This is a genomic window from Mesorhizobium sp. M1338 (assembly GCF_040318045.1).
GTDB lineage: Bacteria > Pseudomonadota > Alphaproteobacteria > Rhizobiales > Rhizobiaceae > Mesorhizobium.
This window is the reverse complement of sequence record NZ_JAMYLL010000002.1, coordinates 370,082-392,210: the sequence shown is the minus strand read 5'-3', so window position 1 is coordinate 392,210 and position 22,129 is coordinate 370,082. Positions and strand designations below refer to the sequence as shown.

The window sequence follows — 22,129 nt, the reverse complement described above, 5'->3', positions numbered from 1 at the left end:
ACCGGCGCAAGAGATCAAGCTTCTTGTCACCAAAGCGGGCGATGTCGGTGATGGTTTCCGCCCCGGCGATCACCGCCACAAGACATAGCAGCAGCACCTCATCCAGCGGATATCTTACCTTCGCACTCTGCCGACCATCAGGCAGATCCTTGAAATGACCCAGAAAAACAACCGTTTCCGCCAACGCACCGGCATCGCAAGCCACATCGTCCATCCAGTGCATCCTCCAAAGAATCAGATGCTCTCGACAGATTCAGCTCCTAAACCCCTTGTCACGCGTTAACTCACCCGATTGCCCTGGGCAGGATGGCGAGCAGAGTCGACTTTGCATGAGGATGTCACTATATAGCGGCGGCTTCGATCCGCGCGCCTGAGGGCAGCACCCCGAAGCAACTGTAAATGTGTTGTGTGTTGCGCCATCTATTGTGACGAAAATCGGCTCGGAAACCGGAAAAAAGCAAATAGAAACAGTGGCGCAACGCTGGGTGTGACCAGCCAACGGTACCGACTCCTCCAGAATCAGAAAATGTTCTTGACCCTTCGATTTCCTATGGCTCTGTGGACCTTGGACGGTATCGGCTTGCCGAGTGACCGCGACTCGGCTGGAATGGGGACATGCATCCTTTACTGGGTGCCGACGTTTATGATTACCAACCGGCTTTGCCGCAAGGGAATAGCAGTATGAGTGAACACGCGATCGAATTCTTGCAGGAATGGATCGGCGAAAAGGTCCACTGCCAGCCTTCCGAGGCCCGGATCGAGAAGCAGGCCGAGACACTGGCCAAGGAATGCGCCGCCAAGGCAGCCGAAGTCGGCATACCCCTGGAGGATATCCAGGAGGAAGTCGGCGATATCAAGGAACTCATCGCCTCCAGGCTCGAGGAAGCGGCCGAGGCCGACGAGCAGCAGCAGGCGTCCAGCAAAGCCGCGGAATGACCGCTTGGAGCAATTCCAGGAAAAATGTAAAACGGTTTTCCCGGGAATAGCGCATAGCGCTTTCCCTTGGGAATTGCGTCGAGACAAGAAATTGGAGCGGTTCGCCGTTTCCGTGAACGGTGAACTGCTCTAGGGGGCGACCCCCATCTGAAACACGCGGGCTTTGTTTGGCCCGCGTTTTCGTTTCAACGATCGCTTTCAGCCAAATTTTTCTTTCAGCCAGGCCTTCGGCAGCGCCGGCACGAAATTGCCGTCGCGTCCGCTCATGTCGTCATTGGCGACCAATGCGTTGAGGATCGCTTCCTCCACGGCCTGGATCACCGCGTCGAAAAACGGATCGATGTCGGTGTCAGGGATGAAGTCGGCACTGGCGATGCGGCCTGACGGCGCCAGAGCCGCTGCGGGATTAGCGGTCGAAAAGGCGAGAAAAATATCGCCGGAGCTGTGATAGCCGAAGCCGCCGGTCATGGCGACGCCGAGCGGCACCCGGCGTGCCAGCCGCTTCATCTGGTGCGGCAGGAACGGCGCATCGGTGGCGATGACGGCGATGATCGAGCCCTTTTCGGCCCGCGGCGCACCTTCGCGGATCGCCGGTTCGACGAGTTCCGGCCCGGCACGCAGGCCACGAATGGTAAAATTGTGTCGCTTGCCGAAATTCGACTGCACGAAGGCGCCGACGGTATAGGCATGGCCTTGCCATTCGACGACGCGCGACGCGGTCCCTGAACCTGCCTTGAAGCCGAAGGTGATCATGCCGGTGCCGCCGCCGACGCTGCCTTCCTCGATCGGTCCGCTGGTCGCACCGTCGAGGGCCTGGGCGACGTGCTCAAAAGTCAAATGGTGGCCGTTGATGTCGTTGAGGAAGCCGTCATAGGTCTCCGCCGCCACCGGCAGGCCCCAGGCGCTGTCGAGCGCCGCCGGCAGCACGCTTTGCATCCAGCGCAGCGTGCCGTCGCGTGAGACACCGCAGGAATGCGTGTTGGTGATGGTGATCGGAAAGTTGAAAGCGCCGGTTTCCTCGACGATGTGCGAGCCGGTCAGTTCGCCATTGCCGTTCTGGCTGAAGATGCCGGCGAAGACCGGCGTTGCAAGGTCGGCGCACGGCCTGGGCAGGATCGCGGTCACGCCGGTGCGCACCGGACCCTGGCCGACGACGAGCGCGCCGTCGCCGGAAATCACCGTCGCGTAACCGACCGCAACGCCGGGCACATCGGTGATCGCGTTGAGCGGCCCGGGTGTCCCGTCGAAGCCGATGCCAAAACTCCGCGCGCGCGGCTTGCCGGAAGGCGTTGCCAGATGGTTCGGATTGTCGGTCATGGTCTCAGAACAGCGATCCCTGGTTGCCGGGCTCTTTGGTCCTGGCTGCTGGTTTGCCCACCGCTTTCGGTTTTGCCGTGCCGCTGGTTGCAATCGCATCGGCGGTGCCGTCCGCGAACTCAAGCGAAAGCGCCATTCCCGACGCCACCTCGGACGCCTGCTTGATCACCGCTCCGTCGGAGTCCTTCACCAAAGCGAAGCCGCGTGCCAGCACCGCCTTGTGCGACAGCGTCGCCATCAGCCTGTCGGCTTGGACAACGCGGCCGCGCAAACGCTCCAGCCTGAGCACCACGGCTTGCGTGCCGCGTCTGGTTAATGCTGTCAGCAAATCCCTCTGCACCCGCTGCCGCCGCGCTGTGGGCTCGATCGTGATGCGGCCTTGCAGCAAAGCCAGCTGCTGCCTGTGCCGCTGCAGCGATGCCCTGGCGCATTTTGGCAACTGGTCCGCCGCACGATTTAATTCCGCACGTCGGGATCTTGCCAACGCGCGTAGCGCTCCTTGTGCCCGCAAAAGATTGCGCTCGTTGGTGCGCCGCGCCTCGGCAATCCGCTGGGACAGCATCGCCGGTGTCAGCTTTACAGCGAAGAACCGTGCCCGCTTTCGTTCGGTGGAGACCATCAGGCCGCGGCCGAGCCGGCTTGTCGCATCATCGAGGCGTCGCCGCGGCAGCGCCAGCAATTGATCGGGCGAGGGGAGAGCACGGGCGGCCGCACGGGCGGCCTGCCGCTTGCGTTCGAAATTGCGCAGGACCGCCGCCTTGAGCCGCGCGCCGAGGCCGGCAAGCGTGGCTTCAAGGTCCGCCTTCACCGGAACTGCAATCTCGGCCGCACCGGTCGGGGTCGGTGCCCGCACATCCGCGACGAGATCGATCAGCGTCCAGTCGGTCTCGTGGCCTACGGCCGAAATCACCGGAATCGCGGAGGCGGCAACGGCACGGGCGAGCGCCTCGTCGTTAAAGCCCCAGAGGTCTTCGAGGCTGCCGCCGCCACGCGCCACGATCAGCAGATCGGGGCGCTGGATGGCGCCATCCCGGGCCAGCGCGTTGAAACCGTTGACCGCGGCGGTCACTTCCGCGCCAGACGTCTCGCCCTGCACGCGCACCGGCCAGACCAGGATATGCAGCGGAAACCGGTCCTTGATGCGGTGGATGATGTCGCGGATGACGGACCCTGTCGGCGAGGTGACGACGCCGATGACGCATGGCATGAACGGCAGCAGCCGCTTGCGGCCGGCGTCGAACAGGCCCTCGGCCTGCAGCCGCCGTTTGCGCTCTTCCAGCAGCGCCATCAGGGCGCCGGCGCCGGCCGGCTCCAGATTGTCGATGACGATCTGGTAGTTGGACTTGCCGGGATAGGTAGTGAGTTTGCCGGTGGCGATCACCTCCATCCCCTCTTCGGGGCGGAACTTCAGCCGGCTCATCGTGCCCTTCCACACCACGGCGTCCAGCCGGGCACGGTCGTCCTTCAGCGCGAAATAGGCATGACCTGAGGAATGCGGCCCGCGATAGCCCGAGATTTCGCCGCGCACCCGCACATTGCCGAAGACGTCCTCGACCGTGCGCTTCAGCGCGCCGGAAATCTCGCTCACCGTGTATTCGGCGGCGTTGGTGCGTGATTCGGATGGTGCGTCGCTCATCGGCCGATTGGGGAACGGTTGGGCGCCCGCGTCAAGGTGGCCGCGTCAGGCCAGGCGTTCATAACCCGCATGCCCGACCCGCTTACCAACCGGGCAGAATCTGGTTTGGCTTGGTTCGCCGCAGCTTGCTGAAGGCGAGCGCTGCGAAATCGAATGTCCCGGTGTCTTCGCTGAGCGGCACGGAAATATTGTCCAGGCTTTCCGAAATATGGCGGGCGAGCGCATCGACGATCTCCGGTCGCGACGTCTGGCCGCGCATGATGCCGATGCGGCAATCGGGCAAGGCGCCGAAGCCGTCGGCTTCACCCAGCACCCGCATGCCCGGCCGTAGCGCGCATTCCGGCAGCACCGAGATCGCCAGGCCCGAAAGCACCGCAGCGGTGATGACGGTGGCCGAGAAGCTGGTGAACAGGATGCGATAGTCGCGGTTCTGCTGGTCGAGCACCTCGACGGCAGCGCGCCGCCAGATGCAGTTCGGCCGCCCAAAGGCCATCGGCAGCGTTTCCTGCTCGTGCGTCGCATGGTTGGCCGAAGTGACCCACAGCAGCGGTTCGCGCCGCACCACCTCCGACTGGCCGCGAACGTCGTTGTGCGTCACCAGCGCCAGGTCGAGATTGCCGCGCTTGATATGTTCGACCAATCCCGGCGTCGGCTCGCAGATGACGGTCAGTTCGACGCGCGGATTGGAGCGCGTGAACCGCGCCATGATTTCCGGCAGGAAACGGTCGGCATAATCATCGGGCGTGCCGATGCGGATCGTGCCTTCGAGCCGCCGGTCGTCGAAAGCCGCCAGCGTCTCGCGGTTGAGATAGAGCAGCCGGCGCGCGTAGGAGAGCAGCTTGTCGCCTTCCTCGGTCAGCCTGTTGGTGCGCCCGTCCTTTTCGAACAGCGGCTTGCCGATCCGCTCCTCCAGCCGGCGCATCTGCATCGACACCGCCGACTGCGTCCGGTGCACCTCTTCGGCGGCTCTGGTGAAGCTGCCGGTGTCGGCGATCGAGATGAAAGTTTGCAATTGATCCAGATCGAGCGGCGATTTCATCGATATGATCCATCACTAGTGTTGATGCCTAGGATTAGAAACATTCGTTGGATTAATCAATCGCATCATGGCAAATTCGCATTGTCCACATGAAGGCATGTGAATTGGGACCGGAACGGCCGCTGTCGCCAGCGCCGATTGCCTGGCCTTGCTCGTTCGAGTCTGAAGGAGACCGACAATGACCACGTTTGATTTCGCCACCGAGACCTCGCGCATCACCTCGCGTCCGGCCGTTGCGACGCGCGTGGCAAACACCATTTCCAACGTCTACCGCGCCTGGAAAAACCGCCGCGCCTTCTACCGCCTAGGCGAGATGTCGGATGCCGAGCTCGCCGATATCGGCCTGACGCGCGCCGACCTGCATGTCGCCATCGACGTGCCGTTCGGCCGCGACCCGACGGCTATGTTGCGCGAAATCGCCAGCGATCGCATCGAGACGATCGAGGACATCGCCCGCAAGGTAGCCTGATTTGTCGCTTGTCGTTTAGGTTGCCGTGAACCTTTTCGAGGTTCGGCGCGACTGAGAAGTATGCGGGCCCCGACTCCCTGCCGGATCCCCGCCGGCCGCCTGCACGCTGCCCGGTCCTCCCAGGACCGGGCTTTTCTTTTGGCAGTCAGGCGAATGCCAGCTTTCGCGATGGCCTTGGTATCGACCTGCCGAGCTCATGCGCAGCCCCTATCCAAGATGCTATGGCGTCCTGGACATTCGCGATGGCCTCTTCAGGGGTGTCGCCGTCACTCACGCAGCCTGGCAGATCAGGCACCAAAGCCGAAAACCCCCCTCCGTCCTCTGCAGAAAGTGGCGCAATGACGACCGGATATTCAAGTCTGTCCATCATGTCTCTTTGCCTCGACGATCAATGCCACGAGCTTTCATCTGCTCCAGTCTCTCACCCACTGATTTCGACTACCGCCGGTCCATGTCCCGCTTGAACTGGTCGAAGATCGTTTCCACGCTTTTCTGGTAGTCGTCACGCTGCTGTGCGCCGGTTTCGAACATCTTGCCGAACAGGTCGTCGAAGGGATTCCTCGGCCGACCGCTCGGATTGGCCTGTGGCTGAGATGCCTGTCGCTGCTGCGGGGGCGCTTGAGGCTGTTGCGGCGCCGGCTGGCCGCCCGGGATGCCGAAGCCGCCACCGCCGCCTTGCCGCAGCATCTCCTCGAAGATTTTGCCGAGCGGATTATCGCCATAAGGGCTTTGCGTCTGCTGAGGTTGCGGCTGGCTTTGCGGCTGCGGCGTCCCGCCGCCGAACATGTCCTGCAAAACCTTGCCGAACGGGTTGTCCATCGGGTTCCGGGGCTGCGGCGCCGGGCGCGGCTGTGGTGCCGGGGCCTGCATGCCGCCACCTTGCCGCATCATCTGCTCGATGATCTCGCCGAGTGGATTGTTGCCGCCACCGCCGAAGCCGCCGGCGGCCTGCATCTGATTTGTCGTCTGCTTGAACAGCCCGCCCATGAGCATCGAGGCGATCGCCGGCAGCATCTGCTGCAGGATCTGCTGGTTGACACCGCTCGCTTGCGCCGCCTGGCTGGCCACGGCGCGCGACAGATCCTTCGAGCCGAACAGATGCCCGAGAATGCCGTTGCCCTCATCGACGCCCTGCGGCGAGAAGGCCCGGGTTGCGTCCTCGAAATACTTGGCGTGCTGGCCGCTGGCCATCGCGGTCATGAAGGCGCCGAGCCCGTAGGGGTCGGCGGTGTTGCGTTGCAGCCCCTGTGAAAAGGCCGGCAGCAGCGCGGCGACCGCCGCCTGCGTCTGCTGCATCGAAAGCCCGTATTGTTGGGCAAGGGCCTGCATGCCGTTGCCGTTCTGCGCCTGCGTCAGCATGTCGAACAAGGTAGGCATCGGCGTCTCCTCCGGAAATCCTCGCCGAAGAAGCCTAGTTCGTTTCCACTTCCGATTGAAGCGACTTTTGCCGATCGATCGGCTGCGTCAAATCCGAGGGGTTAATAGGCATACTCCATGAACACCGGCTCGATCGAGCCGCCCCAGCGCGTGTGATAGGCCGACAGCATCTCCTCGGCGCTGGTGGTGCCGCGCGCGACGACCTCGTCGAGCGTGTTGAGGAAGGATGTCTCGTCGTAGCCGTCGCGGTTCTTCTTGCCGCGGTTCTTCAGTCCCATGCGCGAAATGACCAGCACGTCGCGCGCGATTTCGCGCAGCGTAGTGTTGCGGAAGGGCGCGGAAATGCCTTGTTCCGGCACGGCGTTGCGCATCGCCAGCGTTTCTTCATACGTCCAGCTCGAGGTCAGCGCCTCGGCGGCGTCGAGTGCCGCCTCATCATAGAGCAATCCGACCCAGAAGGCCGGCAGCGCGCAGATGCGCCGCCACGGCCCGCCGTCGGCGCCGCGCATCTCGAGGAAGCGCTTCAGCCGCACGTCCGGGAACAGCGTCGACAGATGGTTTGCCCAGTCGCCCATTGTCGGCAGTCCGTCGGGAACTTCATTGCGCGCGGCCCCGGCCATGAACTGGCGGAAGGTGATGTGCGTCATGTCGTGATAGCGGCCGTCGCGGATGACGAAATACATCGGCACGTCGAGCGCCCATTCGACATAGTCGGCGAAACCGAAATCGGGCGAAAAGCAGAATTCGAGCAGGCCCGAGCGCTGGTTGTCGGTGTCGCGCCAGATGTCGCCGCGCCAGCTCTGCAAGCCGTTCGGGTGACTTTCGGTGAAAGGCGAATTGGCGAACAACGCCGTCGACAGCGGCTGCAGCTTCAGCGACACCTGCATCTTGCGGCGCATGTCGGCCTCGCTCTCGAAGTCGAGATTCACCTGGATCGTGCAGGTGCGGTACATCATGTCGAGGCCCTTGGTGCCGACCTTGGGCATGTAGCGCGTCATGATCTCGTAGCGCGACTTCGGCATTTTCGGCGTCTCGGCCAGCGACCATTTCGGGCTGCCGCCGAGGCCGAGAAAGCGGATGCCCATCGGCTCGGCGATCTCGCGCACCTGCGCCAGATGGGCATTGCCCTCGCGGCAGGTCTGATGGATCGTCTCCAGCGGCGCGCCGGACAGCTCGAACTGGCCGCCGGGTTCCAGCGAAATCGCCCCCTGGCCGGTCGGTTCGACCAGACCGATGATGCGGCCATCATCGATGATCGGATCCCAGCCGAGCTTTGATTGCATGCCTTCGAGGATGGCGCGGATGCCGCGTTCGCCGCCATAGGGCACGGGCGCGTTGCCGTCGACGTAGAAGGGGAATTTCTCGTGTTCGGTGCCGATACGCCACTTGTCGCGCGGCTTGTTGCCTTCGGCCAGATGCTCGACGAGTTCGTCGACACCTTCGATCGGGCGGAAATCGGTAGTATCGCGCGCCATTTGTAAGCCCTTAGCACATGACCCCGAAAATCTGCTTTCGATTTTCGGAAAGAGCCATGAACCCAATGAAATGCTACAGCGTCCTTTGCGTGTCCGAAAGGACGCGCGGCGCTGTAGGACGATCGGACGATCGCCGGCGCTAAATGGACGAAATGTCGGCAGACGAGCAAGCGAAAAATCCTGAGCCACAGGTGAACGGGAATTGAACGTTACCGCCCTGTCGATCCCTTGCAAGAGATGAAGTCTCACCAGTCTCCGATTGTTGCCTGCATCACCGCGAGCGCCGCCACCGCCGCCGTATCGGCGCGCAGGATGCGCGGGCCGAGTGGAATGGCGGTGACGAAGGGAAGCGCGCGCAGCATCTTGCGCTCGTCGTCGGAAAAGCCGCCCTCCGGCCCGACCAGCAGCCCAAGCTTGTTTTCCTTCACCGCCCGCAGCGCGGACAGCGGATTGTTGGTCGAGGCGTCCTCGTCACAGAAGATCAGCCGCCGCTCCTTGTCCCAACCGGTCAGCAAACGCTCGAATTTTTCCGCTTCGAGCACTTGAGGCACCGCCAGGATGCCGCATTGTTCGGCGGCTTCGACGACATTGGCGCGCAGGCGATCGATGCTAGGCTTGGCCACTTGCGTGTGCTGGGTGATGACCGGCTGCAGGATGCCGGCGCCCATCTCGACCGCCTTCTGCACGAGATAGTCGAGTCGGCCCTGCTTCAGCGGCGCGAAGCAGTAGATGAGGTCGGGCAACGGCGGCTGCGGCCGTTGCAGCACGGACACATTCAGCCGCACCGCCCTTTTCGTTTTCGCCACGATAGCCGCCGACCACTCACCGTCGCGGCCGTTGAACACCAGAATTTCGGCGCCTTCGCCGAGCCGCAGCACATGCAGGAGATAATGGCTCTGCTGTTGGCCGGCGTCGAACTCGAGGTCTGGCCGCAGATCGTCGGGCACGAAGAGACGTTGCATCTTGTAGTTGGCGCGCATTGGCGAGGAATGAGCGAGCCGGCCGCCGGCGTCAAGCCTCGGCGGACGGATGCCAGACGGGCCGAAAGCCATGCCGCAGCACGGCGAGCGTCGTGGCCGGTGTCAGCAGCGAGAGTGTCTTGCCTTCGAGCAGGTCGAAATCGGCGGGCGGGCCGTATCCGGCAAAAGACCAGCGCAGTGCCTTGCCGCCGCACAAGGCATAAGCGTTGCCGCCATCCGCGACCAAGGCGCCGTCCGGCAGGTCGGCAAGCTCTTCAAAGGCCAGCATCGCCAGCCTGCCGCCCGACGCCAGCCGCTCCTTGTGCAGCCGCTTGTCGACTTGCGGCGCGCGCGGCTCGGCAATGCCGAAAGCTTCGCCGAAGCGGCCGACGAAATCCTTGGCCCGTTCGCGCTGGCAAAAGAAACAGGGGCGATGCCCGGCAGCCAATGCCGTCACCTCGTCGAGGAAGAAAAGCTCGGTCCAGCCCGCTTTACCGCCCTCCCGGTTGCGGCCCATCGGCTCGCGCCGCACATCGCGGAATTGGCAGACGCAGATAATCCAGGCCTGAAGCGCCCAGCGCTTCTTCAACAGCGTCTTCGTCTCGGGATCGTGGATGATGCCGCGATTGCCGGTGAACAGTCCACGCTCGGGCACGGCCTGGATGGCGCCGAACGGATCGACCCTGTTTTGCAGTGGCATATCTTTCTCTCCGAACGCGCATCTTGGCTGCAATACAGATGGCATGGTATCGCTCGTCGCATCTTTTTCCTGTCAGCAGGGTTTTTCATGCGGGTGCTGGTGGTCCAGAACTACGACAATACCGGCCTTGGCCAGGTCGGCGCCGCTCTCGCGGAGGCGGGCGCCGATCTCGATGTTCGCTACCCTTACAAGGGCGATCTCCTGCCGGATGACGCGGCCGGGCATGATGCCATGGTGGTGCTCGGCGGTGGCCAGAATGCACTGGCTGACGACGAGTACCCCTATTTCCCGGCACTGCTCGAACTGACCCGCGATTTTGCCGGCAAGGATCGCGCCGTGCTCGGTATCTGCCTCGGCAGCCAGCTTGTCGCCCGTGCCTTCGGCGGCGAGAACCGCATTGGCGGCGCCAATGAGTTCGGCTGGCACGGCGTCTCGCTGACGGCGGACGCCAAGGCCGATCCGGTGCTGGGCGCGCTGCCGGAGAAATTCCCGATCTTCCAGTGGCACGACGACACCTTCGTGCTGCCCGAGAACGCCGTGCGGCTCGCCGGCAACGATGTCGCCGAGAACCAGGCTTTTCGCGTCGGCCGCGCCGTCTACGGCTTCCAGTTCCATTTTGAGGCCGACCGGCCGATGGTCAAGGACTGGAGCACGTCCTTTGCCCCGACCATTGCCGCGCGCCATCCCGACTGGGCCGGCAAGCTCGATGGCGAAATGGCCCGCAACGGGCCTGACGCGGATGCCGCCGGCCTTGCCATTGCCCGTGCCTGGGTGGCGACGATCTGAGCGTCCGCGCCTTGGCGCCTTGCCGCGTGACATAATTGGCACGCGGCGGCGAAACCGTTGGGGAAAACCGGTTTCATCCTTGGCTTGTGTCCGTCCGCCATCCTAGAAGGCGCGCGCTCCGCATCTCCTGTGCAACCGCGATGAACCTTTTGTGTGACCCGCGCGACACACCGTTGATACAGAACATGCCTAGAAGCGCGAAATCGTCGAAACTTTGAAGCGAATTCTCCGTTTCAACGCATTGGTAACCGCCTCGTGCACAGATGCACAAAGCTCAACAAGAGATGACCTCCGTGAAAGCAACGCTTCTGTCCTTTGCCATGTTGTCCGCCATCGTGCTTTGCGGTCTGGGTATCTACGCCGCCGACGCGGCCAACAACCACAACGCCGTCGACGGTTACGGCGTCACCGCCTCGCTGCGCTAAAGCCGGGGCCGCGCCACGAACTGGAGCGTCCTCGGACGCGCAGCGCTCAAGCTTCCTTTATTGTCCAGGTCCCTTGATCGTCATTGTCAGGATGCGTTTGTCCGAGCCGTCGACGACGAGCGCGGTCAGCATGCCTGATTGCCAGGCAAGCGTGTCGACATTGACGCGGTTGGCCATCACTTCCGCCTCCGGTACCGGCGTGTGGCCATGCACCACGATCTTCGGATAGAGGCCGGTGTGATTGTGGAAGACGTCGCGGATCCAGATCAGATCCTGCGGGTTTTGCCTATCCAGGGGAATGCCCGGCCTGATGCCGGCATGGCAGAAGAAGAAATCGCCCAGCGTCACCGAAAACGGCAGCGAGCGCAGGAAATCGATGTGACCCTGCGGCACGGCCTCGACCAAGGCCTGATGTCCTTTGCGCACGGCGGTCTCGGCCTTGCCGAACCACGCGCTGGCGCCTTCGCTGATCGCCACGCCGTAGGACTGCGCGGTCTGGATACCGCCAAAGCGGATGAAAAGCCCTTCCGGGTCGGGGGTCTTGAGAAAATCGAGAAAGCCGATGTCGTGGTTGCCGGCCAGCATCAGATGACGCGGGTCGCGCTCGCGCGCTTCGATCAGGAAGTCGATGACGCCCTTTGAATCCGGTCCGCGGTCGACATAGTCGCCAAGATGGATGACGCGCCAGTCGGCGGGCGCGTCCTGCTCGATCTCGGCCTTGATGCGTTGATGCATGGCGGCCAGCAGGTCGAGCCGGCCATGCATGTCGCCAATCGCGTAGAGACGCACACCGTCCGGCCCCTGCGCGTCGAGAAAATGGATACCGGGTTCCGCCAAGGTCTCGTCGTCTCCGTGGTCAGGGCTGTCACGGAACTCTAGCGCCGGAGCTGGTCCTTGCCCATGTCGGTGACCAGACGCTTTCCGCACAGCGCCAGCGTGATGTCCATCTCCTTGCGGATGATTTCCAACGCCTTGGTAACTCCTTCCTTGCCGAGCGCACCCAGGCCGTAAAGAAATGGCCGGCCGATATAGGTGCCCTTGGCGCCGAGGCAGAGCGCCTTCAGCACGTCCTGGCCGGAGCGGATGCCGCCATCCATATGCACCTCGATCGTGTCACCGACCGCATCGGCGATCTCTTCCAGCACGCCGATCGACGATGACGCGCCATCGAGCTGGCGCCCGCCATGGTTGGAAATGATGATCGCGTCGGCGCCGGTCTTGGCCGCCATAAGCGCGTCTTCCTTGTCGAGAATGCCTTTGAGGATCAGCTTGCCGCCCCAGCGCTCCTTGATCCAGGCGACGTCCTTCCACGACAGATGCGGATCGAACTGCTCCGTCGTCCACGATGCCAGCGAGGCCATGTTGCCGACGCCCTTGGCGTGGCCGACAATATTGCGGAAGGTCCGCCGCTTTGTGACGGCCATGGCGGCGCACCAGCGCGGGCGGATGGCCATGTCGACGATGTTCGTCAGCGTCAGCTTGGGCGGCGCCGAAAGCCCGTTGCGGATGTCCTTGTGGCGCTGGCCGAGGATCTGCAAGTCGAGCGTCAGCATCAGCGCCGAGCATTTCGCCGCCTTCGCCCTGTCGATGAGGTTGAGCACGAAATCCTTGTCGCGCAACACATAGAGCTGAAACCAGAACGGCTTGCTTGTCACCGAGGCAACATCTTCGATCGAGCAGATGCTCATCGTCGACAGGGTGAACGGCACGCCGAATTCCTCCGCCGCCTGCGCCGCCAGCATCTCGCCATTGGCGTGCTGCATGCCGGTCATGCCGGTTGGCGCCAACGCCACCGGCATCGACACCTTTTCGCCGATCATCGTCGATGCCAGCGAGCGGTTGTCCATGTCGACGAGAACGCGTTGGCGGAACTTGATCTTCTGGAAATCCTCTTCGTTGGCCCGATACGTGCTTTCGGTCCATGAACCGGAATCGGCATAGTCGAAGAACATCTTCGGCACGCGCCGGCGCGCGAGGTCCTTGAGGTCGGCGATGGTCAGGATTTGGCTCATGGGTTCCCGTTTTCGATTGCTAGGAGCGTTTGCGTGCAGGTTCGGTGTCGGTGGCGTCGACACGCTGCTTCAGCCTCAGCCGCGAGACGCGCTGCCAGTCGCCGCTGCGCTCGGCCTCCGCCATCGACCGTTCGACATAGGTGATGTGGTCCATCGCCGCTTGCCGGGCAGCGGCCGGGTCGCCGGCCTTCACCGCCGCATGGATCGCCCGGTGCTGCGCAAGCAGCGCCTCGCGCGCGCCGGGCACGGTGAACACCAGGAGCCGGTTCTGGAACACGCCTTCCGACAACAGCCGGTAGCAGGAGCGCAGCGTGTGCAAAAGGATGATGTTGTGCGCGCACTCACAGATCGCATGGTGGAACTCGACGTCGATTTCAGCCTCGTCGTCGAAATCGCCGGTCCGGTGCGCATCGTCCATGCGTGCCATGATCTTGTCGAGCAGCGCCATGTCGTCTGGAGTGGCGCGCCGCGCCGCGTATTCAGCCGCCACCCCTTCGATCTCACGGCGGTATTCCAGATAGTCGGTCACAGCCTTGCGGTGCATCGAGATCAGGTCCGTCACCGGCTTGGTGAACAGCTGGCCGATGACATCGGCGACATGCGTGCCGCCGCCGGGCCTTGTCGTCAAAAGGCCGCGCCCTTCCAGCGCCTTCAGTGCGTCGCGCAGGATCGGCCGCGACACGTCGAACTGGCGTGCGAGCTCGCGCTCGCCCGGCAACCGGTCGCCGGTGCGCAGCACGCCTTCAAGGATGAGGCTCTCGATCTGCTGCACCACCTCGTCGGCGGTGCGCGAATGCTCGATCCTGGAAAAAATGTCGCTCAATTCAAATGCCTGGAAGGTGAACCGGTGTCGCGCAGGATAAAGCCTGCGTCGCCAACTGGTCAAATTATTTATCCAATTGGTCGAAGCGTGTCGATTTTGCCGCCCGACGCCATATCGTCTTCGTCTAAACTTTGCTGTTTGCGTCATCAGGCTATTGGCTCTAGAGGGACGCGAGTGCAAGAGGGTTCAGAGAAACCCGGGGGACAAGCCGTGTCAGACGACCCGTCCAATCTCGAGTTCCAGCCGCGCGCCAAGGGCAGCGTCATGGGGTTTCCCGCGCATGAGGGCCGGCCCGGCGCGCTCGGCGAGGTCCATGCCCGGCCGCATCCGCTGATCGAAAAGCCGCGCGTCCTGGTGCAGCTCGCCTTCATGACCGAGGGTGGCTCCGGCGTTGATCATGCCGTGCTTTCCGAACTATCACGACGCCTCGGCATCGCCGCGCCCGATCGACAGGCCCGCCACCACGCCATGAAGTGGGGCAAGGGTTCGCTGCGCTGGGAACGGCACACCGAATTCTCGACCTATCTGTGGGAAGGGCCGCTCTCCGAAAGCGGCAGGACGCAGGAAGATTCGCCGTTCGGCAACGGGTTTTCGCCGCCGGGAACCGTCATTTCGGGCATCCGGCTCGAAATCCGCAAATGGACGCAGGTCAGCGAAAGGCTGATCGCCGGCTTCGACCCGACCAGCCTGTGCTACTCGCTGGTCGAGCGCGGCAACGCAGCCATCGTCACCGACTTTCGCCAGGACGGTGACGGCATGACGCGCATGCTGGTGCTCGATCGCGGCTTGACCCCGGCGCGCACCGGCGCGCTGTCGCAACGGCTGATCGACATCGAAACCTATCGCACGTTGGCCATGCTCGGCCTGCCGCTGGCGCTGAACTTGTCCGGCCGCGCCCGCCGCATCGAGGACCGGCTGGCGCAGACTACGCTGGAGATGAAGGTCGCTCAGACTCGCGACAGCCAGACCTTGCTGGCCGATCTGACCGAACTCGCTGCGGAGCTGGAAGCCGACGCGGCGTCGAGCCTCTATCGCTTCGGCGCCAGCCGCGCCTATGACGGCATCGTCGGCGAGCGGCTGGAGGCGCTCGAGGAAGAAGCCGTGCCCGGCTACGACACCTGGGGCGGCTTCCTGCAGCGCCGCGTCGCACCTGCCATGCGCACCTGCCGCTCGGTCGAGGAGCGGCAGGCCAATCTGTCGCGAAAACTGACCCGCGCCACGACGCTGCTGCGCACATGGGTCGATGTCGAGGTCGAGAAGCAGAACCGCGACCTGCTCGCCTCGATGAACAACCGCGCCCGCCTGCAGCTGCGCCTGCAGCAGACCGTCGAAGGCCTGTCGGTCGCCGCCGTCTCCTATTATGTGGTCGGCCTCATCGGTTATGTCGCCAAGGGCGCCTCGATCTTCGGCCATGCCTTCGCTCCGGAGGTCATCACCGCCGCCTCGGTGCCGGTCGCCCTCCTGCTGGTCTGGTGGGGCGTGCGCCGTGTGCGCCGGATGCACTCCGAACCCGGCAAGCTGGCTGGCGAGTAGGACTGCCGACCCTCCCCTTGCGGGGAGGGTCGGCTCATGATCGCAGCGAAGCGAAGATCGTGAAACGGGGTGGGGGTCCTCGTAAAGCGCCGCGCTGACCCCTACCCCGCTCACTTCGTTCGCGACCCTCCCCAAAAGGGGGAGGGTAAGACAGCGGCAGATTGCCGCTGCGGAAGCCTGTCTCGTCCATGAGGCTGGATTTCCCACCAAGGCAGGATTTGCAACCAGCGCGCTTCACTGGTAAAAGATTTTGACCAGTCAAGCGAAACGAGGCTGTTGATGTCCGGCCTGGCCATGCCGAAACCAGACGACGCGACGATGCGCCGGCGCGACGAGATCGTCGCCGACATGCGCATCATCGTGCCGGGCGAGGGCGTCGTCGATGCCGCCAATTCCATGCGAGCCTTCGAGAGCGATGGCCTGACAGCCTACCGGCAACTGCCGTTGGTTGTCGTTTTGCCGCAAACGGTGGCTCAGGTTTCCCGCGTGCTGAAATATTGCAACGAGCGCAACATCCGCGTCGTACCGCGCGGCTCCGGCACCTCGCTGTCCGGCGGCGCGCTGCCGCTTGAGGACGCGGTGCTGCTGGTCATGAGCCGCTTCAACCGCATCCTCGCGGTCGATTTTCCCAATCGCGTCGTCGTCGCCCAGCCGGGCGTCACCAATCTCGGCATCACCAACGCCGTCGAGCACGAGGGCTTCTACTACGCCCCAGATCCATCCTCCCAGATCGCCTGCTCGATCGGCGGCAACGTCGCCGAGAATTCCGGCGGCGTGCACTGCCTGAAATACGGCCTCACCGCCAACAATGTGCTCGGCATCGAGATGGTGCTGATGAACGGCGAGGTGGTGCGGCTGGGCGGAAGTCACCTCGATGCGGAAGGCTATGACCTGCTTGGCGTCATGACCGGTTCGGAGGGGCTGCTCGGCGTCGTCACCGAGGTCACCGTTCGCATCCTGAAGAAGCCGGAGACGGCCCGTGCACTGCTGATCGGCTTCCCGACCAGCGAGCAGGGCGGCCAATGCGTCGCCGACATCATCGGTGCCGGCATCATTCCGGGCGGCATGGAAATGATGGACCGGCCGGCGATCCACGCGGCGGAAGATTTCGTCCATGCCGGCTATCCCCTCGATGTCGAGGCGCTGCTGATCGTCGAACTCGACGGACCGGGCGTCGAGGTCGATCATCTGATCGGCCTTGTCGAGGCCATCGCCTACAGGAACGGCTCGACCACCTGTCGCATCTCGCGGTCCGAGCAGGAGCGGCTGAGCTTCTGGGCCGGCCGCAAGGCGGCTTTCCCGGCGGTCGGCCGCATCTCGCCCGATTATTACTGCATGGATGGCACCATCCCGCGCAAGGAACTGCCACGTGTGCTCGCCGGCATGCGCGAGCTTTCGGAGAAATACGGTCTCGGCGTCGCTAATGTCTTTCACGCCGGCGACGGCAATCTGCATCCGCTGATCCTCTACGATGCCAACGTGCCGGGTGAACTCGACAAGGCGGAAAGCTTCGGTGCCGACATATTGCGGCTCTGCGTCAAGGTCGGCGGCGTCTTGACAGGCGAACACGGGGTGGGCGTGGAAAAACGCGACCTGATGCCGGAGATGTTCACCCAGATCGACCTCGATCAGCAGATGCGGGTCAAATGCGCCTTCGATCCCAACCATCTGCTCAACCCTGGCAAGGTCTTCCCGCAGCTCCGCCGCTGCGCCGAACTCGGCCGCATGCACATCTCCGGCGGCAAGCTGCCGTTCCCGGATATTCCGAGGTTTTGAGCCGGCATGTCAGCGCTTGAACACCCCCCTCTGTCCTGCCGGACATCTCCCCCGCAAGGGGGGAGATTGGCTGCTAGCGCGTCTTTCGCCAACCACCAACCTTGGAAGGCTGATGCGGCGTTGAAGCTGCCAATCTCCCCCCTTGCGGGGGAGATGGCCGGCAGGCCAGAGGGGGGTGCCAAGGATCGCGGCACTTCGGCACTCGCGAATGGCGCGTTCTCCTCATGACCACCTTTACCCCAACCACTTCAGCCGAGGTCCTGTCCGCCGTCGCCTGGGCGGTGGCGGAAGAGACGCCGCTCGAAATCCTTGGCCATGGGTCCAAGCGCGGCATCGGCCGGCCACTGCAAACCGAACACACGCTCGACCTGTCGAAGCTTTCAGGCGTCACGCTCTACGAACCAGCCGAATTGGTGCTGTCGGCCAAAGCAGGCACACCGCTGGCCGACATCGAGAAGCTGTTGGCGGAAAATGGCCAGCAACTCGCCTTCGAGCCGATGGATTACGGCCCGCTGCTCGGCGGCGAGCCTGGCAAAGGCACGATCGGCGGTGTGCTGGCGGCAAACCTTTCCGGCCCGCGCCGGTTGAAGGCGGGCGCGGCGCGCGATCATATTCTGGGCATCAATGTGGTGTCCGGCCGCGGCGAGGCCTTCAAGTCCGGCGGCCGTGTGGTCAAGAACGTCACCGGCTATGACATGTCGAAGCTGATGGCCAACAGCTGGGGCACGCTGGCGGCGTTCACCGACGTCACCTTCAAGGTGCTGCCGGCCGCCGAGACCGAAATCACGCTCGCCATCCGTGGTCTGCTCGACGACGCGGCCGCCGCGGCCATGGCCATGGCGCTCGGTTCCAGCGCGGAAGTGTCGAGTGCCGCCCATCTGCCGGAGCGCATCGCCGCGCGTGTGGCCGCCGGTGCGCTTGGCAACGAGGCCGCCACGCTGCTGCGTGTCGAGGGTTTTGGCCCGTCGGTCGCCTACCGCATCGCCGCACTGAAAACGCTGCTCGGCAATGCCGGGCCGCTGGAGGAGATTTCCGGAGAAATTTCACGGCTGATCTGGCGTGATGTGCGCGATTGCAGGCCCTTCGTCGACAGCAGCGAGAAACCGGTGTGGCGCGTGTCGATGACGCCGGGAGCGGGCCACCAGATGGTGCTGGCCTTGCGCATGCAGGCCGCCGTCAGCGCCTTCTATGATTGGCAGGGCGGGCTGGTGTGGCTGCGCATGGAACAAGGCGATCCGGAAGCCGCTCTGCTGCGCGGGCTGTTGCGGAAACACGGCGGCGGCCATGCGACGCTGGTGCGCGCGGTACCTTCGCATCGCGCCGCCTTGCCGGTGTTCGAGCCGCAAGCGCCGGCGCTGGCGGCACTCAGCCACCGGCTGAAGCAGGAATTCGACCCGAAGAACATCCTCAATCCCGGCCGCATGGCTTAGGACCAACGCGATGCAGACCAGTTTTTCGCTTGCCCAGCTCACCGATCCGCATGTCGCGGAATCGGAAAAGATCCTGCGCAAATGTGTGCATTGCGGCTTCTGCACCGCGACGTGCCCGACCTATGTGACGCTCGGCAACGAGCTCGATTCACCGCGCGGGCGCATCTACCTGATCAAGGACATGCTGGAGAACGGTCGCCCCGCCGACAAGGAGATCGTCACCCATATCGACCGCTGCCTGTCGTGCCTCGCCTGCATGACGACATGCCCGTCGGGCGTCAACTACATGCATCTGGTCGACCATGCCCGCGCCCATATCCAGGAGACCTACAAGCGGCCGCTGCCCGACCGCCTGACCCGCGCCATGCTCGCCTTCGTGCTGCCCTATCCCAAGCGTTTTCGCGCTGCGCTCAAGCTGGCGAAGCTCGGGAAGCCGTTCATTGGCCTCTTCGAAAACGTCCCGGCACTGAGGCCGCTCGGCGCGATGCTCAAGCTTGCGCCGGCCTCGATCCCGGCGGCCTCGCCAAACGCTTCACCTGGCATCCATGCCGGGCAGGGGGCCAAAAAAGGCCGTGTCGCCATCCTCACCGGCTGTGCGCAATCGGTGCTCGATCCCGCCATCAACGAGACGACGATTTCGCTGCTGACGCGGCTCGGCGTCGAGGTCGTGGTGCCGCGGGACGAGGGCTGCTGTGGTGCGCTGGTCCACCATATGGGTCGAGAGCAAGCCGCGCTTGCCTCGGCGAGACAAAATGTCGACGCCTGGACGCGCACCATCGAGCAAGGCGGGCTCGACGCCATCGTCATCACGGCGTCCGGCTGTGGCACCACGATCAAGGACTATGGCTTCATGCTGCGGCTGGATCCGGCCTATGCGGAGAAGGCGGCGCGCGTCTCGGCGCTGGCCAAGGACATCACCGAATATCTGGCCGGCCTTGACCTGCCCGAACCGTTGCGCAAGCCGGGCACCGTCGTCGCCTATCACTCGGCCTGTTCGATGCAGCACGGCCAGAAGATCACCCGTCAGCCGAAGGAGCTGCTGGCCAAGGCCGGCTTCATCGTGCGCGAGCCGCGCGAGGGCCACCTGTGCTGCGGCTCAGCCGGCACCTACAACATCCTGCAGTCCGAGATTTCAGCCAAGCTGCGCGACCGCAAGGTGAAAAACATCGAGGCGACGGGTGCCTCGATCGTCGCCACCGGCAACATCGGCTGCATCACGCAGATCGCCTCGGCGGCGAAGCTGCCGGTCGTGCACACGATCAAGCTGCTCGACTGGGCGTATGGCGGGCCAAAGCCGGAAGGCGTGCTGGACGAGAACCTGATCGCCGCGGAATAGGGCGCTCGTCCCGGTGCTTACTCCGCCGCCAGCCGGTCGGCCGTGCCGTAGGTCGCCTCGTAGAGCGCGCGCTGCCGGCTGAGCGCCACCATGGTGTTGCGCAGCAGGATGGCGGACCGTGATCGGGCCGACACCGCCCGGTACCGGCGTGATCCAGGAGGCGACCTCGCGCACGCTTTCGGTGTCCACATCGCCGACGATGCGGCTGGAGCCGTCGGGGCCGATCTCCGAATTGATGCCGATGTCGATGACGGCGGCACCCGGCTTGACCATGTCGGCCTTGATCAACCGCGGCTTGCCGACGGCGACGAACAGCGCGTCGGCGCGCCTTGCATGGGCGGCGACCGATCGCGTCATGTGGTGGCAGACCGTCACCGTCGCGCCTTCGCTCATCAGCAGGAACGCGATCGGCTTGCCGACGATTTCCGAATGGCCGACGATCACGACTTCCAGCCCCTTGAGGTCGAGGCCGGTCTCTTTCAGCAGTTCGACCGACGCGGCCGCCGTACAGGGGGCGAGATCGAGCTGGTTGTAGACGATGTTGCCGATCGAAGCCGGATGCATGCCCTCGACATCTTTCAGCGGATGCACCGCCGCCTGCAGCGTCCTGATCGGGATGTGTGCCGGCACCGGCCGCTGGATGATGATGCCGGTGACGCGCGGATCGGCGTTCAGGCCGTGGATTGCCGCTTCCAGCTCGCCTGAACTGATGGTGGCGGGAAAGCGCCGTTCCTCGAAATCGATGCCTGCCAATTGCGCCTTGGCGCGCTGGTTGCGCACATAGACGTCCACCGCATCGGTATCGCCGACGGTGATCGAGATAAGCTTGGGCGGAAAACCCTCGGCTTTGGCGATCGCCGCGTCCTCGCGGACAGTGGCGATGATGCGCTGGGCAACCGGGCCGCCCTTGAGATAGCGGCTGTCGTCTGACACGGACATGGGTGGACTCTTTTGTCTGGTTGCCGCCCACATAGCAAAAGAACATCGGCAAGGGCAGCACGAAAGCGAACCACCATGGTTTTTGCGCGACGCGCCAGGAAACAGTGTTTCGTTGTGCCTCAGGCCGTGGTCAAAACGGAAAGGGCAGCACGGTTTCCCGCACTGCCCTTTCTGACTGGCCGCATCCCCATACGGCCCGTCCCCCGTTATCTCCGAACTGGCCTCGAAAAGCTGGCTGCTTTGCCGGCCAAGTGATTCGCAAGAACTATCATATCACCTCGACCGTGGTTCCGACATTGACCCGTTCATAGAGGTCGACGACGTCCTCGTTGCGCATGCGGATGCAACCCGACGACACCGCGCCACCGATCGTCCACGGTTGATTGGTGCCGTGGATGCGGTACTCGGTCGTGCCTAGATAAAGCGCGCGGGCGCCGAGCGGGTTCTCCATGCCGCCGGCCAGATAGGTCGGCAGGTAGCGGCCCTTGGCGGCTTCGCGCTTGATCATCTGCGCCGGCGGGCGCCAGTCCGGCCACTCGCGCTTGTTGGTGATCTTGTGCGTGCCCGACCATTCGAAGCCCGGCTTGCCGGTGCCGACGCCATAGCGCCGCGCCTTACCGTTCTTCTCGATCAGGAAGAGGAAATTCTGCGTCGTATCGATGACGATTGTGCCCGGCTTCTGCGGGCCGTCATAGTCGACTTCCTGCGGCAGGTAGATCGGGTTGATCTGCGGGCGCATGGCCACACGTTTCGCCGGTAGCTGCACCGCTGCCGTCCGCACCCCGTCGGGCTGTTGCGCGGTGCGCAGGCGCGGCTGTTGCTGCACGGCCTGCCGGCGCACGATGCCGGGCGCGCGGCCAAGCTGCAGCACCCAAGGTGCGGAAAGGTCGGGGCTCACCATCACCGGCGGCCTGTCGGCATAGCGGTCGCCAGCGGTTGAGGGCGTGACGCCTGCGGCAAACACGGCGCCGAGCATGGGAAACAGGATTGTCTTCATCGGAACGCACCTTGATCGTCTGATAAACGGGTGGAAACGTCCTCCCGGTTCGGCGATCATTGGCGTGGAAGCAGCAACCGAAACATGAATCGGAATGCGTAAAATGCGCGAGTGTCAGTAAACCTTTTGGTGTGGTTACCGCCGGGTTCAGGAATCTGGTAAAG

General features: G+C 63.9%; 21 protein-coding genes and 1 pseudogene. 8 read left to right on the top strand and 14 right to left on the bottom strand.

Annotation, left to right across the window (positions count from 1 at the left end; translation table 11 throughout):
• Positions 1-214 (bottom strand): transposase family protein (locus tag NKH19_RS03780; RefSeq protein WP_352981861.1); only part of this gene is annotated, 214 nt, incomplete at its 3' end.
• Positions 215-681: 467 nt separating this feature from the next.
• On the opposite strand from NKH19_RS03780, the gene NKH19_RS03775 reads away from it, so the two are divergent.
• Positions 682-936, top strand: a complete 255-nt coding sequence (locus NKH19_RS03775) for a hypothetical protein (RefSeq protein WP_352731361.1) — start codon at positions 682-684, stop codon at positions 934-936.
• A gap of 198 nt (positions 937-1,134) precedes the next feature.
• Here NKH19_RS03775 and NKH19_RS03770 read toward each other — a convergent pair whose 3' ends face one another.
• The 3 genes from NKH19_RS03770 to NKH19_RS03760 all read right to left on the bottom strand — a co-directional run bounded on the left by NKH19_RS03770 (position 1,135) and on the right by NKH19_RS03760 (position 4,928).
• Complete coding sequence (locus NKH19_RS03770; protein WP_352981860.1) at positions 1,135-2,253, bottom strand: DmpA family aminopeptidase; 1,119 nt, start codon at positions 2,251-2,253, stop codon at positions 1,135-1,137.
• A 4-nt stretch (positions 2,254-2,257) separates the two neighbouring features.
• Positions 2,258-3,889, bottom strand: a complete 1,632-nt coding sequence (gene xseA / locus NKH19_RS03765; protein WP_352981859.1) for an exodeoxyribonuclease VII large subunit — start codon at positions 3,887-3,889, stop codon at positions 2,258-2,260.
• Between the two features lie 82 nt (positions 3,890-3,971).
• Entirely contained in the window at positions 3,972-4,928 is a 957-nt protein-coding gene (locus NKH19_RS03760; protein WP_352981858.1) for a LysR substrate-binding domain-containing protein, read from the bottom strand.
• Between the two features lie 178 nt (positions 4,929-5,106).
• Between NKH19_RS03760 and NKH19_RS03755 the strand changes: the two genes are divergently transcribed.
• Positions 5,107-5,397: a DUF1127 domain-containing protein gene (locus NKH19_RS03755; protein WP_352871633.1), complete on the top strand. Its 291-nt coding sequence runs from the start codon at positions 5,107-5,109 to the stop codon at positions 5,395-5,397.
• A gap of 145 nt (positions 5,398-5,542) precedes the next feature.
• Here NKH19_RS03755 and NKH19_RS03750 read toward each other — a convergent pair whose 3' ends face one another.
• The 5 genes from NKH19_RS03750 to NKH19_RS03730 all read right to left on the bottom strand — a co-directional run bounded on the left by NKH19_RS03750 (position 5,543) and on the right by NKH19_RS03730 (position 9,908).
• A complete protein-coding gene (locus NKH19_RS03750; RefSeq protein WP_352871705.1) occupies positions 5,543-5,764 on the bottom strand; it encodes a type II toxin-antitoxin system HicB family antitoxin in 222 nt (73 codons plus the stop codon).
• Positions 5,765-5,835: 71 nt separating this feature from the next.
• Positions 5,836-6,774 (bottom strand): DUF937 domain-containing protein, encoded by a 939-nt coding sequence (locus NKH19_RS03745; protein ID WP_352981857.1) that lies wholly within the window; start codon positions 6,772-6,774, stop codon positions 5,836-5,838.
• Positions 6,775-6,875: 101 nt separating this feature from the next.
• Positions 6,876-8,249: a glutamate--cysteine ligase gene (locus NKH19_RS03740; protein ID WP_352871631.1), complete on the bottom strand. Its 1,374-nt coding sequence runs from the start codon at positions 8,247-8,249 to the stop codon at positions 6,876-6,878.
• 245 nt (positions 8,250-8,494) lie between these two features.
• On the bottom strand, positions 8,495-9,229 hold the full coding sequence (locus NKH19_RS03735; RefSeq protein WP_352981881.1) for a 16S rRNA (uracil(1498)-N(3))-methyltransferase: 735 nt from the start codon (positions 9,227-9,229) through the stop codon (positions 8,495-8,497).
• Between the two features lie 31 nt (positions 9,230-9,260).
• Positions 9,261-9,908, bottom strand: a complete 648-nt coding sequence (locus NKH19_RS03730) for a hypothetical protein (RefSeq protein ID WP_352981856.1) — start codon at positions 9,906-9,908, stop codon at positions 9,261-9,263.
• A gap of 87 nt (positions 9,909-9,995) precedes the next feature.
• Here NKH19_RS03730 and NKH19_RS03725 point away from each other — a divergent pair, with 87 nt between their 5' ends.
• Together NKH19_RS03725 and NKH19_RS03720 are read left to right on the top strand one after the other, a co-directional pair.
• On the top strand, positions 9,996-10,694 hold the full coding sequence (locus tag NKH19_RS03725) for a type 1 glutamine amidotransferase (protein WP_352981855.1): 699 nt from the start codon (positions 9,996-9,998) through the stop codon (positions 10,692-10,694).
• A gap of 293 nt (positions 10,695-10,987) precedes the next feature.
• Entirely contained in the window at positions 10,988-11,119 is a 132-nt protein-coding gene (locus tag NKH19_RS03720) for a hypothetical protein (protein WP_352871709.1), read from the top strand.
• A gap of 57 nt (positions 11,120-11,176) precedes the next feature.
• Here NKH19_RS03720 and NKH19_RS03715 read toward each other — a convergent pair whose 3' ends face one another.
• The 3 genes from NKH19_RS03715 to NKH19_RS03705 are packed head-to-tail and all read right to left on the bottom strand — an operon-like array spanning position 11,177 to position 13,954.
• Positions 11,177-11,956 (bottom strand): metallophosphoesterase, encoded by a 780-nt coding sequence (locus tag NKH19_RS03715; RefSeq protein WP_352981854.1) that lies wholly within the window; start codon positions 11,954-11,956, stop codon positions 11,177-11,179.
• Between the two features lie 38 nt (positions 11,957-11,994).
• Positions 11,995-13,131 (bottom strand): alpha-hydroxy acid oxidase, encoded by a 1,137-nt coding sequence (locus NKH19_RS03710; protein ID WP_352981853.1) that lies wholly within the window; start codon positions 13,129-13,131, stop codon positions 11,995-11,997.
• A gap of 19 nt (positions 13,132-13,150) precedes the next feature.
• Entirely contained in the window at positions 13,151-13,954 is an 804-nt protein-coding gene (locus tag NKH19_RS03705) for an FCD domain-containing protein (RefSeq protein ID WP_183445146.1), read from the bottom strand.
• A gap of 210 nt (positions 13,955-14,164) precedes the next feature.
• On the opposite strand from NKH19_RS03705, the gene NKH19_RS03700 reads away from it, so the two are divergent.
• The 4 genes from NKH19_RS03700 to glcF all read left to right on the top strand — a co-directional run bounded on the left by NKH19_RS03700 (position 14,165) and on the right by glcF (position 20,029).
• On the top strand, positions 14,165-15,487 hold the full coding sequence (locus tag NKH19_RS03700; protein WP_352981852.1) for a DUF3422 family protein: 1,323 nt from the start codon (positions 14,165-14,167) through the stop codon (positions 15,485-15,487).
• Between the two features lie 279 nt (positions 15,488-15,766).
• Positions 15,767-17,263, top strand: a complete 1,497-nt coding sequence (locus NKH19_RS03695) for an FAD-linked oxidase C-terminal domain-containing protein (RefSeq protein ID WP_352981851.1) — start codon at positions 15,767-15,769, stop codon at positions 17,261-17,263.
• A 224-nt stretch (positions 17,264-17,487) separates the two neighbouring features.
• Positions 17,488-18,693, top strand: a complete 1,206-nt coding sequence (gene glcE, locus NKH19_RS03690) for a glycolate oxidase subunit GlcE (RefSeq protein WP_352981850.1) — start codon at positions 17,488-17,490, stop codon at positions 18,691-18,693.
• Positions 18,694-18,703: 10 nt separating this feature from the next.
• On the top strand, positions 18,704-20,029 hold the full coding sequence (glcF, locus tag NKH19_RS03685; RefSeq protein WP_352981849.1) for a glycolate oxidase subunit GlcF: 1,326 nt from the start codon (positions 18,704-18,706) through the stop codon (positions 20,027-20,029).
• A 17-nt stretch (positions 20,030-20,046) separates the two neighbouring features.
• Here the strand turns inward: glcF and NKH19_RS03680 are convergent.
• A pseudogene (locus tag NKH19_RS03680) lies at positions 20,047-20,968 on the bottom strand (bifunctional 5,10-methylenetetrahydrofolate dehydrogenase/5,10-methenyltetrahydrofolate cyclohydrolase).
• Between the two features lie 268 nt (positions 20,969-21,236).
• A complete protein-coding gene (locus NKH19_RS03675) occupies positions 21,237-21,965 on the bottom strand; it encodes a L,D-transpeptidase (RefSeq protein WP_352981848.1) in 729 nt (242 codons plus the stop codon).
• Positions 21,966-22,129: the final 164 nt, after the last annotated feature.

Bases quoted from the DNA above. Each gene is read 5' to 3' on its own strand.
- NKH19_RS03760 (WP_352981858.1), bottom strand. From the start codon at position 4,928: ATGAAATCGCCGCTCGATCTGGATCAATTGCAAACTTTCATCTCGATC.
- glcF (WP_352981849.1), top strand. From the start codon at position 18,704: ATGCAGACCAGTTTTTCGCTTGCCCAGCTCACCGATCCGCATGTCGCG.
- NKH19_RS03695 (WP_352981851.1), top strand. From the start codon at position 15,767: ATGTCCGGCCTGGCCATGCCGAAACCAGACGACGCGACGATGCGCCGG.
- NKH19_RS03730 (WP_352981856.1), bottom strand. From the start codon at position 9,908: ATGCCACTGCAAAACAGGGTCGATCCGTTCGGCGCCATCCAGGCCGTG.
- NKH19_RS03775 (WP_352731361.1), top strand. From the start codon at position 682: ATGAGTGAACACGCGATCGAATTCTTGCAGGAATGGATCGGCGAAAAG.
- NKH19_RS03675 (WP_352981848.1), bottom strand. From the start codon at position 21,965: ATGAAGACAATCCTGTTTCCCATGCTCGGCGCCGTGTTTGCCGCAGGC.
- NKH19_RS03750 (WP_352871705.1), bottom strand. From the start codon at position 5,764: ATGGACAGACTTGAATATCCGGTCGTCATTGCGCCACTTTCTGCAGAG.
- xseA (WP_352981859.1), bottom strand. From the start codon at position 3,889: ATGAGCGACGCACCATCCGAATCACGCACCAACGCCGCCGAATACACG.
- NKH19_RS03745 (WP_352981857.1), bottom strand. From the start codon at position 6,774: ATGCCTACCTTGTTCGACATGCTGACGCAGGCGCAGAACGGCAACGGC.
- NKH19_RS03770 (WP_352981860.1), bottom strand. From the start codon at position 2,253: ATGACCGACAATCCGAACCATCTGGCAACGCCTTCCGGCAAGCCGCGC.
- NKH19_RS03710 (WP_352981853.1), bottom strand. From the start codon at position 13,131: ATGAGCCAAATCCTGACCATCGCCGACCTCAAGGACCTCGCGCGCCGG.
- NKH19_RS03735 (WP_352981881.1), bottom strand. From the start codon at position 9,229: ATGCGCGCCAACTACAAGATGCAACGTCTCTTCGTGCCCGACGATCTG.
- NKH19_RS03755 (WP_352871633.1), top strand. From the start codon at position 5,107: ATGACCACGTTTGATTTCGCCACCGAGACCTCGCGCATCACCTCGCGT.
- NKH19_RS03740 (WP_352871631.1), bottom strand. From the start codon at position 8,249: ATGGCGCGCGATACTACCGATTTCCGCCCGATCGAAGGTGTCGACGAA.
- glcE (WP_352981850.1), top strand. From the start codon at position 17,488: ATGACCACCTTTACCCCAACCACTTCAGCCGAGGTCCTGTCCGCCGTC.
- NKH19_RS03725 (WP_352981855.1), top strand. From the start codon at position 9,996: ATGCGGGTGCTGGTGGTCCAGAACTACGACAATACCGGCCTTGGCCAG.